18 protein-coding genes are annotated in these 18,030 nt (G+C 49.0%); 10 read left to right on the top strand and 8 right to left on the bottom strand.

Annotation, left to right across the window (positions count from 1 at the left end; translation table 11 throughout):
• Positions 1–8 precede the first annotated feature (8 nt).
• The 3 genes from glnL to A596_RS16920 all read left to right on the top strand — a co-directional run bounded on the left by glnL (position 9) and on the right by A596_RS16920 (position 4,323).
• A complete protein-coding gene (glnL, locus tag A596_RS16930) occupies positions 9–1,082 on the top strand; it encodes a nitrogen regulation protein NR(II) (protein WP_039916938.1) in 1,074 nt (357 codons plus the stop codon).
• On the top strand, positions 1,069–2,505 hold the full coding sequence (ntrC, locus tag A596_RS16925) for a nitrogen regulation protein NR(I) (protein ID WP_039916936.1): 1,437 nt from the start codon (positions 1,069–1,071) through the stop codon (positions 2,503–2,505). The genes glnL and ntrC overlap by 14 nt, the downstream gene beginning before the upstream one ends.
• 327 nt (positions 2,506–2,832) lie before the next feature.
• Positions 2,833–4,323: a methyl-accepting chemotaxis protein gene (locus tag A596_RS16920; RefSeq protein WP_039916934.1), complete on the top strand. Its 1,491-nt coding sequence runs from the start codon at positions 2,833–2,835 to the stop codon at positions 4,321–4,323.
• 118 nt (positions 4,324–4,441) lie between these two features.
• Here the strand turns inward: A596_RS16920 and A596_RS16915 are convergent, their stop codons facing one another.
• On the bottom strand, positions 4,442–5,593 hold the full coding sequence (locus A596_RS16915) for a GNAT family N-acetyltransferase (protein ID WP_039916932.1): 1,152 nt from the start codon (positions 5,591–5,593) through the stop codon (positions 4,442–4,444).
• A 138-nt stretch (positions 5,594–5,731) separates the two neighbouring features.
• Here A596_RS16915 and A596_RS16910 point away from each other — a divergent pair, with 138 nt between their 5' ends.
• Both A596_RS16910 and A596_RS16905 read left to right on the top strand, forming a co-directional pair.
• On the top strand, positions 5,732–6,385 hold the full coding sequence (locus tag A596_RS16910) for an exopolysaccharide biosynthesis protein (RefSeq protein WP_052417620.1): 654 nt from the start codon (positions 5,732–5,734) through the stop codon (positions 6,383–6,385).
• A gap of 234 nt (positions 6,386–6,619) precedes the next feature.
• Positions 6,620–7,186: a hypothetical protein gene (locus tag A596_RS16905; RefSeq protein ID WP_039916930.1), complete on the top strand. Its 567-nt coding sequence runs from the start codon at positions 6,620–6,622 to the stop codon at positions 7,184–7,186.
• 282 nt (positions 7,187–7,468) lie between these two features.
• On the opposite strand, the gene A596_RS16900 is transcribed toward A596_RS16905, so the two are convergent.
• Positions 7,469–9,379 (bottom strand): ATP-binding cassette domain-containing protein, encoded by a 1,911-nt coding sequence (locus tag A596_RS16900; protein ID WP_039917139.1) that lies wholly within the window; start codon positions 9,377–9,379, stop codon positions 7,469–7,471.
• Positions 9,380–9,428: 49 nt separating this feature from the next.
• On the opposite strand from A596_RS16900, the gene A596_RS16895 reads away from it, so the two are divergent.
• Entirely contained in the window at positions 9,429–9,920 is a 492-nt protein-coding gene (locus A596_RS16895; RefSeq protein ID WP_160280158.1) for a TIGR02444 family protein, read from the top strand.
• 5 nt (positions 9,921–9,925) lie between these two features.
• Here the strand turns inward: A596_RS16895 and A596_RS16890 are convergent, their stop codons facing one another.
• Together A596_RS16890 and A596_RS22960 are read right to left on the bottom strand one after the other, a co-directional pair.
• Positions 9,926–10,159, bottom strand: coding sequence for a DUF2789 family protein (locus tag A596_RS16890; RefSeq protein ID WP_039916929.1), 234 nt, complete (start codon positions 10,157–10,159; stop codon positions 9,926–9,928).
• Positions 10,160–10,323: 164 nt separating this feature from the next.
• The gene (locus tag A596_RS22960) at positions 10,324–11,268 is read right to left on the bottom strand and encodes a hypothetical protein (protein ID WP_052417618.1); all 945 of its coding nucleotides are present in this window, start codon (positions 11,266–11,268) and stop codon (positions 10,324–10,326) included.
• 461 nt (positions 11,269–11,729) lie between these two features.
• Here A596_RS22960 and A596_RS16880 point away from each other — a divergent pair, with 461 nt between their 5' ends.
• Positions 11,730–12,485: a BamJ family beta-barrel-assembly machinery protein gene (locus A596_RS16880; RefSeq protein ID WP_039916928.1), complete on the top strand. Its 756-nt coding sequence runs from the start codon at positions 11,730–11,732 to the stop codon at positions 12,483–12,485.
• A 78-nt stretch (positions 12,486–12,563) separates the two neighbouring features.
• Here the strand turns inward: A596_RS16880 and A596_RS16875 are convergent, their stop codons facing one another.
• Positions 12,564–13,028, bottom strand: coding sequence for an Rsd/AlgQ family anti-sigma factor (locus A596_RS16875; protein ID WP_039916926.1), 465 nt, complete (start codon positions 13,026–13,028; stop codon positions 12,564–12,566).
• A 108-nt stretch (positions 13,029–13,136) separates the two neighbouring features.
• Positions 13,137–13,649 carry a disulfide bond formation protein B gene (locus tag A596_RS16870; protein ID WP_039916924.1) on the bottom strand — a complete coding sequence of 171 codons (513 nt, stop codon included), beginning with the start codon at positions 13,647–13,649 and terminating at the stop codon, positions 13,137–13,139.
• A 189-nt stretch (positions 13,650–13,838) separates the two neighbouring features.
• On the opposite strand from A596_RS16870, the gene A596_RS16865 reads away from it, so the two are divergent.
• Positions 13,839–14,405, top strand: a complete 567-nt coding sequence (locus tag A596_RS16865) for a flagellar basal body-associated FliL family protein (protein WP_039917134.1) — start codon at positions 13,839–13,841, stop codon at positions 14,403–14,405.
• A 41-nt stretch (positions 14,406–14,446) separates the two neighbouring features.
• On the opposite strand, the gene gshA is transcribed toward A596_RS16865, so the two are convergent.
• Together gshA and A596_RS16855 are read right to left on the bottom strand one after the other, a co-directional pair.
• Positions 14,447–16,060, bottom strand: a complete 1,614-nt coding sequence (gshA, locus tag A596_RS16860; RefSeq protein ID WP_039916923.1) for a glutamate--cysteine ligase — start codon at positions 16,058–16,060, stop codon at positions 14,447–14,449.
• Between the two features lie 109 nt (positions 16,061–16,169).
• A complete protein-coding gene (locus A596_RS16855) occupies positions 16,170–16,511 on the bottom strand; it encodes a hypothetical protein (protein WP_039916920.1) in 342 nt (113 codons plus the stop codon).
• Between the two features lie 263 nt (positions 16,512–16,774).
• On the opposite strand from A596_RS16855, the gene A596_RS16850 reads away from it, so the two are divergent.
• Positions 16,775–17,338: a hypothetical protein gene (locus tag A596_RS16850; RefSeq protein WP_052417617.1), complete on the top strand. Its 564-nt coding sequence runs from the start codon at positions 16,775–16,777 to the stop codon at positions 17,336–17,338.
• A gap of 123 nt (positions 17,339–17,461) precedes the next feature.
• The gene (locus tag A596_RS16845) at positions 17,462–17,878 is read left to right on the top strand and encodes a GNAT family N-acetyltransferase (protein WP_039916919.1); all 417 of its coding nucleotides are present in this window, start codon (positions 17,462–17,464) and stop codon (positions 17,876–17,878) included.
• The last annotated feature ends 152 nt before the right edge of the window (positions 17,879–18,030 follow it).

Raw genomic sequence — 18,030 nt, 5'->3', positions numbered from 1 at the left:
AAAACCCGGTGAGTCCACGCGATATCTACAAACCCATATTGGATAGCCTGAGCACTGCTATAGTGCTGGTGGATACGGACTTGCTACTCTGCCACATGAATCCGGCGGCGGAAGCGCTACTCGCAATGAGTTGTGAGAGTAATACCGGTGAACCGATCACCTATTTTTTTTACGAATCCGATGAAACTGACCGCCAGCTCAAGATGGCGGCAGCCCAAGCCAATCACTACACCAAACGCCATGCTGAATGGCGCTTGCTCAGCGGCGGCAACCTGACCGTCGATTACACCGTCACCCCTTTCGGCGATCATGAAGGTTTGATTATCGAAATCCAGCCGATTGATCGTTTGTTGCGTATCAGTCGCGATGAAATGCTCACCACCTCCCATGAAACCACCCGCACCCTGGTACGCGGCATGGCCCATGAGATCAAGAATCCCCTCGGTGGCATTCGCGGTGCAGCGCAATTACTGGCACGTGAGCTACCCAATTCCGGCCTGGCAGAATATACCAACATCATCATTGATGAGGCGGATCGCCTGCGTAACCTGGTGGATCGCATGCTCGGCCCCAACCAATTGCCCAAATGGCAGTCGCTTAATATCCATGAGGCTATCGAACGGGTCGCGAACATCATTAAGGCGGAAAGTAACGACACGATCAAAATCGTGCGCGATTACGACCCCAGTATCCCGAATATGCAGGGCGACAAGGAAATGCTGATCCAGGCGCTACTCAATATTGTGCGCAATGCCATGCAAGCGTTGCTGGAAGCCAATATTGTCAACGGGGTTATCCAACTGCGTACCCGAATCCAACGCCAGTACACCATCGGTCGCAAACATCATCCGTTAGTGTGCCGCGTGGACGTTATCGACAACGGCCCCGGCATTCCACCTGACATGATTGAAAACATTTTCTACCCGATGATCACCGGTCGCGCCGAAGGCACCGGCCTGGGTTTGACCATCTCCCAGCACCTAATCCACCAACACCACGGCCTCATCGAGTGCCAAAGTGAGCCGGGCAAAACCCGTTTTTCACTTTACTTACCAATGGAAGCGCAACATGCAGAAGTCTAATAAAGTCTGGATCATCGATGATGATCGCTCGATCCGCTGGGTGCTGGAAAAGGCCCTGCAACAAGCGAATATAGAAACCCGTGTGTTTGATTCAGGCGACAGCGCCATGAGCCACCTCAACCGCGATACGCCCGATGCGATCATCAGCGATATCAGGATGCCGGGTACCGATGGCCTGACATTGTTGGGCAACCTGCATAATACCCATCCGCAAATCCCGATCATTATCATGACCGCCCATTCCGATCTGGATAGCGCCGTTGCAGCCTATCAGGGCGGCGCATTCGAATACCTGCCCAAGCCGTTTGATGTGGATGATGCTGTCGCGGTAACCCAACGCGCCCTCGCCCACGCCCAGGAACAAAAAAGCGAGCACGCACCGGAAAACAGCGTCGAAACCAATACAGAAATCATCGGTGAAGCGCCGGCGATGCAGGAAGTATTTCGCGCGATTGGCCGCTTGTCGCAATCCAATATCACCGTATTGATCAATGGCCAATCCGGTACCGGAAAGGAATTGGTGGCGCGCGCGCTGCATCGCCACAGCCCGCGCCGCAACGAACCATTTATCGCACTGAACATGGCCGCGATCCCCAAAGACCTGATGGAGTCAGAACTCTTCGGCCACGAAAAAGGGGCATTCACCGGCGCAGCCGCCCAACGGCAGGGGCGCTTTGAGCAAGCGAACGGCGGCTCATTGTTCCTCGATGAAATTGGCGATATGCCCGCCGAAACCCAAACCCGCCTGCTGCGCGTATTGGCGGATGGCGAATTTTATCGCGTTGGCGGCCACACGCCGGTGAAAGTTGATGTGCGTATCATCGCCGCCACCCACCAAAACCTGGAAACGCTGGTGGCAGATAATCGTTTCCGCGAAGACTTGTTCCATCGCCTCAACGTTATCCGCATCCACATTCCCAAACTGGCGAATCGCCGTGAAGACATTCCCAAACTGGCGCGCTTCTTCCTGCATAAAGCAGCGACCGAATTAAACGTCGACCCCAAAGTATTGCTGCCGGAAACCGAGGAATATTTTTGCTCACTGCAATGGCCAGGCAATGTGCGTCAGCTGGAAAACACTTGTCGCTGGATTACGGTAATGGCTTCAGGCCGCGAAGTGCACATTGAAGATTTGCCGCCAGAACTGCTCGAAAACAAGGAAACCAGCACCCCGGCAGATGATTGGGAAAAAGCCTTGCGTCACTGGGCCGACCAGGCCCTGACCCGCGGCCAACACCAACTCCTCAGCGAGGCGGTGCCCACCTTTGAGCGCGCGCTGATCGAAACTGCGTTGAAATACACTGCCGGACGCAAGCGCGATGCGGCTAACCTGCTCGGCTGGGGGCGCAACACCCTGACCCGTAAACTCAAGGAACTGGGTATGGCGGGCGGTAATGATGTTGATAATGAGGGCGATGACTAACCCCTTAACCCATACCGCATAAAAAAACCCTCCGGAAACAGCAGGCTCCCGGGCCTGCTTTCAGGTGCCAACATGGCGCCTTAAACTTCTTTACGCAACTTTCCCCTTTCCTCAGGCAGCTTTGAAAAGCTATGTCTATACTCAGCTGACCGGGTCCAAAACTGGCTTGGCAACCACTACTACAGCACTTTAATAGCCGTGTTTGTTACCCGCGAAATGGCAGCTGGCGCACCGACCAGCCACATAAACTCAAGAAAAAGAGACCGCTGCCGCCAATAAAAACTAACGCCAATAAAAACTGAATTCCGAATGATTTCGGGGGAAAACATGGTACAAAAATCCTTACGCACCAAGCTGATGACGGTGTTGTCTGTTGCAATGGTGGCTATCGCGGTACTCGTTGCATTTATTCTCGATCAAGTTGCTTCCAGGAACCTGGAAAAAAAATGGGAGGCCGAAACCTCGGCCATGGTTGAGCTGACCAATAGCTCCATCCTGGAAGCCGTATTTGCCTATGATTTCCAACAAATTGAAGCTATCGCCAAATCGCTGGTGAATACCTCCCTGGTTACCGCAATCAGCCTGGAGGATCACCGCGGCCAGTCATTGGCAAAGGCTTCGGATGAAGACCGCAGTGAAAACCTCGTCACCCGGGCTGATATACCCATCGTTTACAACGGCAGCACAATCGGCAGTTACGATATTACTTTCTCCACCCAGGAACTGAAGGATACCTTGGCAGACCAGCGCCTGACTAACGCACTAACCGTGATTGCATTGCTGGCTGCCAGCTTGATTACGGTATACGTGCTGATTGGAAAACTGGTACTTGCACCGGTAGATGAAGTAACTCGTTCCCTTGCCTCTATTGCCGGTGGTGGTGGTGATTTAACCCGCCGCTTGCCTACCGATAGCCAAAATGAAATCGCCGCCCTCGCGCACAATTTTAATCTGGTGATGGAACACATCGCCGACATTATTCGCAATGTGGTCCAGGTCAATGACAAGGTGCGCATCAACGTCAATAAAATGAGCAGCGCCACCGAAAGCACGGTAAATTCCACCTCGCAACAATTGCGCGAAATTGAATTGGTAGCCACTGCCGTTGAAGAACTTTCTGCGTCTGCCACGGAAATTGCCCGTCACGCCGGTGACACGGCCGAACGCACCAATGCCACCAGCATTCTTGCAGAAGAAGGTAACACCATTGTTAATTTGTCATTGGAAAACGTTAATCGCTTGACCGGACAAATTGAATCCACCGCGCAAAAAATCCAGGTACTGAAAAACAATTCGGTGAATATTGGCTCGGTGATGGAGGTGATCAGAACGATTGCCGAACAAACCAACCTGCTCGCCCTTAACGCGGCCATTGAAGCGGCACGCGCTGGGGAACAAGGTCGCGGGTTTGCAGTAGTTGCGGATGAAGTGCGTTCACTTGCGCAAAAAACCCGTTCGTCTACAGAAGAAATTGAATCCATTATTGTGCAACTGCAACGTGCAGCCGATGAAGCTCACCAGGCCATGAGCACCAGTACGGCATCAGCGCGCGAAACCATTGATACCGCATCGAAAGTGGGCAGTGCGCTCGATAAAATCCGCGCGAATATCGGCATTATCAATGATATGAACCACCAGATTGCTACTGCATCGCACCAGCAAAGTTCGGTGGCCAATGAAGTGAGCAAAAATATTACCGCGATTCATGGTTTGTCTGAAAACGTAGTGGAAAATGCACAAGTGGTTAACCACGGTGGTAGCCAGTTAATCAATGAAACCGGTGAATTGAAAAAACAAATCGACAATTTCAAAGTGTAATACCCATAAACACTGCGATAAAAAAACGGCGCATAATTGCGCCGTTTTTTATTGTTGGATACTGAAATTTATATTTTTTATCACACACCCATTTATTGCAAAATTACCACTTGGGCAATTATTTATTAAAAGGCAATAAGGTCCGTGCGTCTGCCACATATTGCTGAATGTGCCCAGCTTCCTCCTGTAAAAACCGGGCAATTGCCGGACGGAACTCTTCAGCGACTAAATAATGGTTCGAATAAGTAATAACCGGTTCGAAACCGCGTGCAATTTTATGCTCTCCTTGTGCACCACCATCAAACCGTTGCAAATTGTTAGCAATGGCATAATCAATTCCCTGGTAGTAGCAAGTCTCAAAATGCAGGAATTGATACTCTTCAAAACAGCCCCAATAGCGGCCGTACAATGTTTGGTTATCACGTACAAATAATGCAGCGGCAACGATGGATTGCCGCCCCTGTGCATCGGGTTTCAGCGCGCAAACCAATACCAGGTTTTCAGCGAACACTTCCACCAGGCGCTGAAAAAAAGCCTGCGACAAATACCCCTCATGGCCACTGCGTTTTAAATAGGTATTGCGATAGAGCGCGTAAAACAAATCCATATCAGCAGACACTAATTGGCCAGCCTCCTTTACGACAAATTCGAATCCTTGATCGCGTACCTGGCGCCGCTCCTTGATAATATTTTTGCGTTTGCGCGATGCCATTCGCGCAAGAAAATCCTCAAAGTTTTTGTACCCGGCATTAAACCAATGAAACTGGCAACCCAATCGTTGCATCACTAATGCCGACAGTAATAACTCATGCTGTTTAGCGATGGGGAACAAACAATGCCAACCGGAATAGGCATTGCGCTCACATTCCTGCTGTAGCGCCGACGCGATTAGCGGGATTAATTGCGGCTGGATATGTTCATCACTCACTAACAAACGCGGGCCAGTGCAAGGCGTGAAGGGAATAGCGCTAATCCACTTTGGATAGTATGGAACCCCATAACGCCGATAAGCATCAGCCCATGCCCAATCAAATACGTATTCACCGTATGAATGGGTTTTCACATAACCGGGCATTGCCGCCACCAATTGTTGGGCGGAATAGACCAGTACATGCGCCACCTGCCAACCGGACTCAACTGTAGTGCACGCGGTGTCTTCCAGTGCTGCAAGAAATTGGTGACGGACAAATGGGTAGCCCTCACCACAGAGCCTATTCCATTGTTGCGAATCCACTTGATGAATCGAATTAATAAAGCGAACGTCCACCATTACCCCCGGTTACTATCAACAGGCCACATTCGGCCGTATTACATTTGCGTAAAGTTACGCAACTACAAGCTTGTGTGCTAGTCATAACAATCAGGTCTACAGTAGAATCCGCCCACTCCAGTTACTTTTGGTTTCTCAATGCCTTTGTCTGAACACCAATCTGGTCAACATCCCCCGCATCATCCCAATGCCAGTTTATCCGCCCTATTGCTGGACTTTGCCGAGAAGTTCACCAATGAACGCGTGCGTGTACGCGATATTACCGATTCCCTCGGGCAGCGTTCGTTTGGTTTTATTTTGCTGATATTTGCCCTGCCCAACTCCTTACCCATCATCGGCATTCCAGGTGTATCTACAATTACCGGGTTGCCGATGTTATTGGTCGCGGCACAAATGGCACTGGGGCACCAACGTGTTTATCTTCCACGCTGGATTGCCGATAGCTCCATCTTAACGGTAAATTTCCAGGCGCTTATCTTCAAAGCAGTACCCTGGCTCAGGCGTATTGAAAAACTGATGAAACCGCGCATCGCTTTTCTCACCCACGGCAGCGCCGAGCGCTGGCTCGGTGCATTTTGTGTACTGCTCGCGTTCTTACTCGCACTGCCAATTCCATTTGGCAATCTACTACCGGCACTAGGCATTCTATTTATTGCACTGGGATTAATCGAAAGCGACGGCGTTTGTGTTCTCGCCGGACTTGCGATTGGTATAACCGCCTGGGTGTTCTTGAGCGGCCTGATTTGGGTCGCAGTACAAACTATCATCACCATGCTCGATCATCTGGTGTAAAACTTTTTTTATACATTGATGTCGGTTGTATTGATAAATAGTTGTGACCGTTCACAGGCTGGGCGCGTTATTAGAAAGTGAACCTGCCTCACTTGCTTTCGAGAACTACCGCACTTCCCGGATCGCAACTACATCAGATAATGCACACACAAATTCTTCCAGGATCCTGCATTCAGGATCTATTCATTCACCAAAACTAGTATCCGACTGGAAGACCTTACTGGAGATTACATCATGAAAAATTCAATCAAAAAAATCGGCATGCTGATGGCTGTCGTTGGCCTGACTGCAAGTGCTACCACTATGGCTGCATCACGCATCAGTTATAACTACGCAGGAATACAATTTGTTGACCAGGATGTAGACGATTACGATTGTAACCAGGACGGTTTACGCTTGAACGGTAGCCTCGAATTAAACGATGATTTCTTTGTTGTAGGTGCGATTAGCGATGTAAGTGGTAATCGCGGTTGTGGTTCAGAAGCAATCAGCGCGGGTATCGGTTATCACACTCTGTTTGGTGCTGATTCCAGTATCTACGGTGCACTGAGTTTTGAAAATATTTCGCCAGACAATGGTAGCAGCGATTCCGGTTTGATAGCCGCAGTGGGTTTACGTGGATTTGTCCTGAATAAACTGGAAGCAAGGGCTGAAATTGCTCACCACACTGTGGGTGACGGCAACACAGTATTGGGCGGCGGCGTTGCTTACTGGTTTGCACCGCAAGTCGCAGTAACCGGCGATGTTGGCCTGGGCACCGAAGCCTCTGAAATCGGTGTGGGACTGCGTGTGAATTTCTAATTTATAGTAGAAATTTTTTGTGGATAAGGCCGGCATTCATGCCGGCCTTATTTTTTTACAGCGCTAAAAATTCCCAGGCCCTGAAAAATCCTCCAGTTCCGGAAATCCGTCTGCCCTGAAAAAAAGGCACATGGATTTGCGCAGGGTGACTGTTATAAAGCTGAAAAAATACGCAAAGGTATAGTTAGCAATTTTGTAACACCCGATAATTCTTGCTCCAATAAAAACCCCGCAGTAAAAGCGGGGTTTATTTTCATCCGGACAGTTTTATTCAAGCAACAACTATTGGCTTGCCGCTTCCAGTTCTTCACTTACTAGCAACCAGTTTTCTTCCGCTTCTTCCAACTGCGCGTTTAATTTAGCTTGCTCTAATACCAGCTCTTGTAGCTTGGCTTTATTTTTCTCATCGTAAATGTTGCTATCACCCAATTGGGTTTCAACATCGGCAAGGCGCGTTTGCAACTTTTCCATTTGCGCTTCAAGCGATTTAAGTTTGTTAGTGAGCGGCTTTAATTGCGCGCGCTGCGCCGCAGATTGTTGGCGCTGGGCTTTTTTATCCACCTTATTATCGTTATCGCTGGCAACGACAATTTCTTTTTCGGTAGCAACCGCATTGGCTTTTTGTTGCTGCATCCACTTGTAATAATCTTCCAGGTCACCATCAAACTCACTAACTTTACCATCCGCTACCAACAGGAATTCATTCACAGTATTACGCAATAAATGGCGATCATGCGATACCACAATCACCGCACCTTCAAACTCTTGTAACGCCATAGTCAGCGCGTGGCGCATTTCCAGATCGAGATGGTTGGTCGGTTCGTCGAGCAACAATACATTGGGCTTTTCCCACGCAATAATTGCCAACGCCAACCGCGCTTTTTCACCACCGGAAAAATGCGTAATCGGTTCAAACGCGCGATCACCATGGAAATCAAAACTGCCGAGGAAATCGCGAATCTCCTGCTCGCGCGCCGCTGGCGATAACCGCTGGATATGCAACGCCGCCGAGGCATTAATATCCAGCGCTTCCAATTGATGCTGCGCAAAATAACCGAGCTTGAAATGTTCGCCGTTGGTGCGGTCACCCGCAATCAATGGCAATGAACCCGCCAGTGTTTTAACCAGGCTCGATTTACCCGCGCCATTGGGGCCAAGCAAACCAATTCGGGTTTCAGCGCGAATGCTCAATTCAACTTTATCTAGCACCACTTTAGTATCGTAACCAATAGTGGCGCGCGCGATGTGCACCAATGGCACTGACATTTTATCGTTGCATTTAAACGTAAAACTGAATGGCGAATCGATATGGGCGGGCGCAATTTTTTCCATGCGCTCCAATTCCTTAATCCGGCTTTGTGCCTGGCGCGCTTTGGTAGCCTGCGCGCGGAAGCGGCGGATATAACTCTCTACGTGCGCAATACGTTCCTGCTGCTTCTCATAACTCGCCTGTTGCTGTGCGAGTTTTTCAGCACGCTGGCGTTCAAACGCAGAATAGTTACCGCTGTAATTATCGAGTTTTTGTTTTTCGATATTCACAATACGGTCAACAATGTTGTCGAGGAAATCGCGGTCGTGCGAAATAATTATCAACGTGCCGGGGTAGCGCTTGAGCCATTCTTCCAGCCACAAGGTTGCATCCAGATCAAGGTGGTTGGTTGGTTCATCGAGCAGCAATAAATCTGACGGACACATCAATGCCTGCGCGAGGTTCAAACGAATCCGCCAGCCACCGGAGAAATCCGATACCGGGCGCTTATCATCGCCGGCAGCAAATCCCAAGCCATTCAACAATTGCTGTGCACGCGAAGGCGCAGTGTAGGCGTGGATGTTTTCCATATCGCTGTACAGGTGCGCGAGTTTTTCACCGTTCTGTTCAGGATCAGCGTTCGCCTCGGCAATTTCCTGCTCCAGCCGGCGCAATTCGCTATCGCCATCCAGCACGTAATCGAGTGCGCTGCGCGAGGTGTGGCCAACTTCTTGTGCCATATGCGCGATACGCCATTGCCTGGGAATATCGAGAGTGCCGGTATCGCTGTGCAATGTGCCTAGCAACAATTGGAACAAGGTGGATTTGCCAGTGCCATTAGCGCCGATTAAACCGACTTTCTGGCCCGGATAAATAGTGAGATCGGCGGCATCCAATAAAAATTTGGTGCCGCGCTGGACGGAGACGTTTTGTAATTGAATCATGGCGCGCATTCTAGCAGACTTGCCCCAAACCCCTGCTAGCGGAATTTTTATGTATTCCTTCCTGCCAACTGAAACCAGCCTCTGGGATTTTTCCCTGCATTATTATGGCCGACCCGGCGTTAGCCTATTGTGCTTACGCTTGCAGGACGAATACGGAGTAAATGTAAATATCGTGTTGTGGACCTTATGGCTCGGCCATCAAGGCATTCACCTTGACCCCGCCAAGCTCGCGCAGGCAATACACGAAACCCGTAACTGGGACCAACACTATGTACTGCCATTGCGTCAATTACGGCGGCAAATGAAAGCTGAGTTCGGTGTGGAAGATACATCGATTGAAACAGTACGCGTACAAATCAAACACGCAGAGCTGCTGGCTGAAAAGCATCTTCAACAATTATTGGAGGCGCAAATAATTGTTGATAAAACAATCGCTTCAACAACGTCAGGCAGTTTATTTGCTGAAAACCTGCGACTTTATTTACAACCCCTCGGCGTCGAAGAATCGCTTATCACCAGATTGTTGAGCCTGCTTGATTAGCCGAATCAGTGGCGGCGCAAACGCGAGTGTAATTGATCGACAAGCTCACACCAATCGGAATCCTGCTGTAAACATTCATCCAAAAAGCGCCGTTGTGATGACGACCAAAAGGTCGCGCTCGTAATAGGCGTTTGAGGTGGCAAATAATGAAACTGGATAAAACGGGCAATCGCCAGGTTGCTGTTTTCCAACCCCAGTTGGGCAAACAATTCAGGCATAGCAAGATAGCTGGTGTGCATGGCGTATCTCCAAAAGCGCGGCGGTATCGCTAGAATTATGCGCCACTGAAACACAGCACAATAGAACTGTTTTGTTCTTATAAAATATGCCCAAGTAATAATACAACCAATAAAAAAGGCGCTTGCGCGCCTTTTTTAATTTCAATTTCCGAACCAATGATCACTTAGTTCAGTGCACCCTTGTCATCATCAAATGGCAGGGTTTCAGTAACGCCGACAGGCTCCGGAGCTACAATAGCTGGCTCTTCTTCCTTCGTAGCAGGAGTCTCTACCGGTGCCTCAACAGATGATTGTTCAGCAACGGGTTCAACGGGCGCAGGCACTGGAGCAACAGGTGTTGGCTCAACGTCTGCTTTTTGCTCTTCTTTTTTTACTTCCGGCTTTTTAGCTGGAGCTTTTTTCTTTGCAGCAGGTTTTTTCTCAGTCACTGGTTTTTCAGTAGCGATTTCTGGAGCCACCTCACCTGCTTTAGCTTTAGCTGTTTCTGCTTTTGGCTTCTCAGCGTTTGGTTTTTTAGGTGCTTTGGGTTTTGCTGCTTTTACTTTCTCAACAGGGGCTTTTTCAACAGCAGGCTTTTCTACGGTTGGCTTGGCTTCTGCAACAGCAGCTTCAGTTACGCCTGCTTTTTTTGCTTTAGCTACTTTAGCGGGCTTGGTAGTTTTGGTTTGCTTTTCCGCTTTAACTTTTACCGGCTTCTCGCTCAGGGAGTTTCTCTCATCGGCAGATTTGCTCGCGGCCTTTTTCCCTGCAACCTTTTTGGTCGCCGTTTTTGCAGCGGCAGGCGTAGCGAGGAGTTTTGCAACTTCAGCAGCAGTGCTTTGTTGAGCACCCAGCGTATCAACCTGGGCTTGGGCTTGGGCTAATTTTTTAGTGGTCGCGCTCAAATCTTTTTTCAGTTGCGCCAATTGTGGTTTGGATTTGGCAGCATTCTTACCAGAAAGCGCAGCGATTTTTTTCTCAGTCGCCACCAGATTTTTTTGCTCGACAACGACTGCTTTTTGCGCAGCAGCAAATTCTTGTGCACGCGCCTTTTCCAGCGCGGCGGTTACCTTGGCAATTTGCTGTTCCAGATCAGCGACGGAATTTTTTTGAGTTTTGGAGGCAGCCATAAAAAGTACCTGTTAGAGAGTGCGTCAGAAAATAAAAAAGTGTTGGGATAAATGGTGATTAGCTTGTCGGGCGAATTGTAGCTGCGCCGTACCAAAAAAGGTATTCCCGTTAGTACACAAATGTGCCGTGGAATTCACATCAACCCCGGTTTATTTATTCATCTTCACTACCCGTGTATAGCCATCTATTGTCATCCGATTGAACTTTTAGTGGCGGGAGCAAGTCTGAGTGGCCCGGCTTTATCGGTTCGTGTAGCAGATAAAAGACAGCTGCAAATGGGCATCAGCACACATTTCGTGGCGATCTGCCGGCGAGATTACCGCCAAAAACGCGCACATTTGCCTGAAGTTGGTATACCATTGCCGCCTGCTCTGGCGCTGTGAAGGGTGTCGGCTAGGAACAGACGCATCGCGCGTTTCACACAATCATTACAAACCAAATATTACAAATAAGGTGAATTATGTTTACTAAACGCTTATTGGTTGTTGGCCTGATGGCTGCTACTGCTGGCTTGATTGGCTGCAACAAAAAAGAAGAAGTAAAACCTGTTGATGACAGCGCCAAGCTGGCGACCTTGGAGCAAAAGGCTAACTACATCATTGGTCAAAACCTGGGCAAAAACCTGCAAAACGGCGGTTTGACCATTGAGCCGGAAGCACTGGCATTGGCACTGACCGATGTACGCGATGGTAAAGCCGCACGCATCAGCGAAGAAGATCAACAAAAGATCATGCAAGAAGTTCAGCAAAAAGCCATGGCTAAACAAGAAGAAGAACAAAAGAAGCTGAGCGAAACCAATATTGCTGAAGGTAAAAAGTACCTGGACGAAAACAAGGCGAAAGAAGGTGTAACTACCACCGCTAGCGGCCTGCAATACAAAGTGATTACCGAAGGTAAAGGTCCAAAGCCAAAAGCGACTGATACCGTTACTGTTAACTACGCAGGCAAGCTGATCAATGGCACCGAGTTTGATAGCTCTGCTAAAAACGGCGGCCCGGTTTCTTTCCCGCTGGATGGCGTAATCGCTGGTTGGACCGAAGCCCTGCAATTAATGCCAAAAGGCTCCAAGTGGGAAATCGTAATCCCGTCTGACCTGGCTTACGGTGCTGGCGGCCAAGGCCCAATCCCACCATCATCAACGCTGATTTTTGAAGTTGAATTGCTGGATATCAAAGCGCCTGAAGCCACTGCAGCAGACGACAAGAAAAAGAAATAAGACCTGACTCCAGGCCCATAAAAAACCCGCCAATGTGCGGGTTTTTTATTACTGCTCCAAACCAGGTTACTTACGCAATTAACTAACCAGATCTTTATGTGCAGTGTGCAATACCGCAATCAAACGATCTTCCGCACTGAAGCGGATTTCCAGTGCTTCACCTAACTGGGAAAGGTCGGGAATCAAGGCTGCCAGATCATCGGTTTCCAGATATTTATCATTAAAATCCAGCAATTTTTCTGTGGTTTTATCAACAACATCATAGAGTTTGCCAGCTTCCTGCAATGCGTCCGCATCATCGAACTCACGCCCTTCCTTAATTAACTGGTCATACACTTCAAAGTGACCCGCAGAAACATAGTCGACCAGGATTTGGCAAAAGATACGCAATTTCTCACCGCGCTGGATATCACTCAAATCTTCATTCAGTCCACTCAGTGCGCAATATTGCACCAACATTTCCTGACGTTCCTCCAGCCAGCGATCAATAATCTCACTGACGCCACCCCAGCGCTCTTTGGCAGTTTTGCAATTCTCTAACATCAGATGTTCCTATGACTTTAAAAAAGGTAGTCGTATAGCAGAGCCTGAATTGCCCCGACTCGTTATGAGCCCCCACAATAGGCCATCTGTTCAAACAGGGCAAGCCAATCAGGCCAGTTTGTCGTCCTTACGCAACAACTGATAAAGGTTAACCAACGCCAGGCCAATGAAGGCAATAAAGGTCCACGCCGCCAGGCTCAGGCCAAGGATTTTATCCACATGGGCACAGTTACCATCGCCTTGTAGCAATAATTTGAACGCTTCCATAAACGGAAACTCTTCAAAGATATAAGCCAAACCAGGGCCGCAGGCCGGCACCTGGTCTTCCGGCAAACTTTGCAACCACAATTGACGGCCGGCAAAACAGGCACCGAGAATCGGGCTCACAATACCCAATATCGCATAAACACGGCGCCCGCCCGATGCAGGATTATGAATAGCCGCAATCAGGGCAAGGACACCCGTTAAAACGACAAAACCACGCTGGGTAATACATAACGAGCAAGGAATCATTTTCATCACATGCTCCATGTACGCTGCGGCGAGCATCATTAATGTACAGACGATAAAAATCAAAAAGTTGGTTTGACGACTATTAATTTGCTGGATGCTGGCAAGCATGGGAGATCCTTATTAGGGTTGTTGTCGTAAGGTTATGGTGCGCTATGGTAAGCAATTCGAAGGCAACCGGGCCAGCGCTTTTAATGGAAATAACGCACGCTGCCAGATGCATAGGCTATGCTTGGTGGGCAAGTTTCCGCTGGTTTGAGCGCGAAAGGTGGCACAAGTTTCACGGGTGAGGAATCGGGTATGAAAAATTATCGGGCGCGCTGTATCGGCGCGGTGTGGGGATTGGTTGCAGCAGGGGCGATGGCTTCCGGTGGCGGCAATGCTCCCGCCGAAGGCGTAAATTATATTGCGATTGCACCGCCGCTGATTGTCAATTATGGCGGAGCAGACAAGGTGCGTTACATCAAAGCGGAATTATCCTTGCGTGCCGAAAACGCCACTGATGCCGCCGAAGTTATGCATCACTTGCCACTCATCCGTGATCGACTTGTCAGTATTTTAAGCGCACAGACCGATGACATCATCAGCACCGCAGAAGGCAAAGAATATTTGCGTGTCTATGCGTTGGCTGAAATTAATAAAGCATTATTGAAAGTGGAAGGCCACGACCACCACGATGAAGAGCATGCTGAAACACACAGCGATGACCATGATAAAAAACCGGCAGCAGAAAAAGATTCCCACGGCGCCGAAACTACCGCTGAAGCTGAACATGCAGCACCCGCACTGCCGTCAGCAGCAGATGTAAAACCCGTAAAAGGCCCGGCTTCTGATTTATTTTTCAATAATTTCGTAGTGCAAAAATAATTTCTTCACACCGGCGCAGAGTGCGCCGGTAGCAATTCCACTTATTCGCAACTCCTACAGCCGCGATACTGGCTGTAATAACTTTCCAGATATTCATCAAACGACACTTCATGGCGCGCTTCCAATGCCTGCTGTTCTTGCAACGATTTTTTGCTCATCGCGACAAAGCCTGCATGTGTAGCCTCGGATAACTCGCGCGCTGCAAACCAGGCGCGATGCTGCTCTGCCAGGGTCAATGTATGCGCGTAAAAACTTTGCCGGCTTTGCTGCATATCGTGCAGTACCCGCGCTGACGGTGTGAGGGTTGGATCTTCGAGCTTGGCAAGCTGGTGCTGCACTGCTTGCTGATACGCGACGCCGCCTTTGGCTTGATCGAGTAATTGCGCACACTCCAGGCTGCCGCGAATAATTTCCAGCGCCCAGGTATTCATCGCCACCTCTTCATCGCCACGCTGCAATGTCAAACCCGGTTCGCGCCCGCGATTGACAATACGCTTCTGGTTTTCCTGCCCCTGATAAAATTCACGCTCATCAGTCGCCGGGCTTTCACTCAGCAAGCAATACAATAAAAAAGCATCCATCACTTGCATCTGCTCGGTGGTAATCCCTAACGGCTCGTAAGGATTTAAATCAACACAGCGCACTTCAATATATTCCACACCGCGTAAACGCAACGCTTGCAGTGCAGTTTCGCCGCGCGTGGTAGTGCGCTTGGGGCGAATGCTGGAGTAAAACTCGTTTTCAATTTGCAATAAACTGGTGTTGAGTTGTTGATAATTCCCATCGCTATCTTTCACGCCGATATTTTCATAGGCAGGATGACTGTGCGTGATAGCACCGCACAGGGTTTTTAAATAATCACTCAGGTTGTTGTAATTCACTACCAGGCTTTTTTGTGCATCACTTTGATAGCCCAGGTCGCCCATGCGCAGTGATGTTGCATAAGGCAGGTAATGGGTTTGGTCCGCATCCGGAAAAGGTTGTAACTGATGGTTGCGACCTTTTATGAAACAGGAACAAACGGCTGGCGATGCACCGAATAAATAAATCAGTAGCCAAAAGTTGCGGCGGAAGTTGCGAATCAAACCAAAATAGCTATCGGTTTTAAAATCTTGCAACGATTGTTGATTGCCTTTTTGCACTTGCAGAACACGCCAGAATTCGTCCGGCAGACTGAAGTTGTAATGGATACCGGCGATGGTTTGCATTGAGCGACCATAGCGATGCCCCAGTCCAATACGATAAATAGTTTTCATCGTGCCGCTATTTGATGAACCGTAGCGGGCCACCGGAATTTCCTCATCCGCTCCCAAACTGCACGGCATACTGGCCGGCCATAAGCGCTCATTGTTGTGCGCGAGTTGGGCGTAGGTGAAGCGGTGAATATCATCCAGTTGCGCCAACAGGGGTTCTACATCGGCAACCGGATCAGTAATAAATTCCATCAGCGCTTCGCTGTAGTCGGTAGTGATGTGCGGGTGCGTCAACGCCGACCCCAGTGCATCGGGATGATCCGTTTGCGCAAGCGTCCCCATTGGGGTCACACGCAAACTTTCTTTTTCAAGGCCGCGCAAAATACCGCGCAAACTCGCATTATTTTCAGGGTTGGCGAAAACAGCCAACAGGTCCCGGGGTAACGCAGGGGATACAGACACGTCAGTTTCCTTTTGCTATTAAAGCATTCAGGTAAGCCTTGGTCAGGCGCTCAAGGCAAAAAATATCATGGAGTCAGTCTAGATCACAGACTGTATTAGCCCCAGCCAATCATGGCTCGCGCAAGCCTGTGTCCGTCTCGGCGGAGATGGCGCCATCGTCATTTACAGAAGCAGCGTCAACAGTATTGTCAAACAAATCCTTTCCCGGTTTGGGCAATGGTTCCGGCATTATTTCCGGATCGATCACGGGCAGGCCTTTGTCGTTAGGGGCACAACTAACTACTTTTATACGCTGGCGATAATCCTTTGAACTTGCCTCAAACATCTGGTTAATCGCTTCATCCTTGTGGAGAGTTTTGTATAAGGCGTTCAGATCGCGGCCATCTACCCAATTGTTTTGTTTACCCAGAAACAGCTTTTCCTGGTTTTGCAGAATAAAAAGTTCGCTCATAACCCAAATACCCGAGTGAAGAAAACAGGATAAAGCGCCGATGTTGGGGTACAACGCCCAAGTTCAAGGGCAAGCTCATGTGATTACAGATGACATCAACGCCAGAACTTCGGCTGGATGCCCCAACCGCATGTTTTTTATGCGAATAGGTTTGCGCCAGATCAAAATGGCAATGCAAAACCCCATTGATAATTCCTGATCGCCACACCCCCCGTTCCATCAATAGCAACGCTTTAATAAAGATAACAATAGAGGAATCTGACATGCTAAAAACCCTGCTGGTCTACGCCCATTTAATAGCCGCTTGCCTCGCTGTAGGCATACTGTTGATACAAGACCTCGCGCTCGCCAAATGGCAAGGCCGCGCCATGGATGCAGAGGCCATTGCCAACCTCCACCGCAACGCTGGAATTGTCAGCCTGGCACTCGTCGCACTCTGGGTGACCGGATTGATCATCGTAGTGATAGGTTATCTCGACAATCCCGCTTACCTGATGAACCAGAAACTCTGGGCCAAATTTTCCGTAGTGAGCATACTGACGATCAACGGCCTCTTCCTGCACTTTTTCAGCTTTTCGCGACTGACCTCGCCACAAGGTTTTTTGGGTTGTAACAGCAGCGAGCAATTATTTGTGCTGGTCACAGCCGTGACCTCAATGGTCTCATGGCTTTATGCTTGCTACCTGGGCATCGCTCGCCCCTGGAATAATGTAGCAACTTACACCTATGTTATGACTATTTATGCCACTATTTTTGCAGTGACATTATTGGTCGCACTGGAATATTGGCGCGGATTGCGCCTGAACTTCCGACCAATAATTCGTTAATGCTCCTCGCGTGAATGATTGCGCTCCAAAAGAAGAGCGCAATCATTCATGTATATTGATGCCCCCTTTCCCGCTACAATTCATCCCGATTTCATTTCAGAAAATTCATCAGGGAGCCTTATCATGCAAATCCGAGTTGCTGAACACCGGGAGGACATCACAAATTGTTTTCCACTAATGAATGAATTACGCCCGCACCTTACGCTCGACACATTCCTCACCCGGATCGAACGCCTGCGCAATGCCGGTTACCAATTGATTTACCTGGACGACAGCGGGATAAAAGCCCTTGCTGGCATCCGTATCGGCGAATGGCTGCACACTGGAAAATATCTGGAAATAGAAGAGTTGGTCACCACCGAAGGCAATCGTTCACAAGGCTACGGCGGATATTTATTTGATTGGATAAAAAACTACGCCACCGAAATGAATTGCAACCAGGTGCGATTAGTTTCCGGTGTGAAACGTGTAGATGCACATCGATTTTATGAAAATAAAGGGATGACCTTTGAGGCCAGGTATTTTTCGCTGACACTTTGAAGAATTCATAAAGCTACAGCATTAGCAGCTCTTCACTGCCTTGCAATTTATATCATCCAGGCCTTATCGCCCCACCCGATTAACCATAAAATTTCCTGTTACCTATATATAGAAAATAACCATTAACAGGATAAAAAAATCCCCGCCTTGAG

It is taken from the genome of Cellvibrio mixtus subsp. mixtus J3-8 (genome assembly GCF_000766945.1).
GTDB lineage: Bacteria > Pseudomonadota > Gammaproteobacteria > Pseudomonadales > Cellvibrionaceae > Cellvibrio > Cellvibrio mixtus_A.
This window is presented reverse-complemented; position numbering and strand designations above follow the sequence as displayed.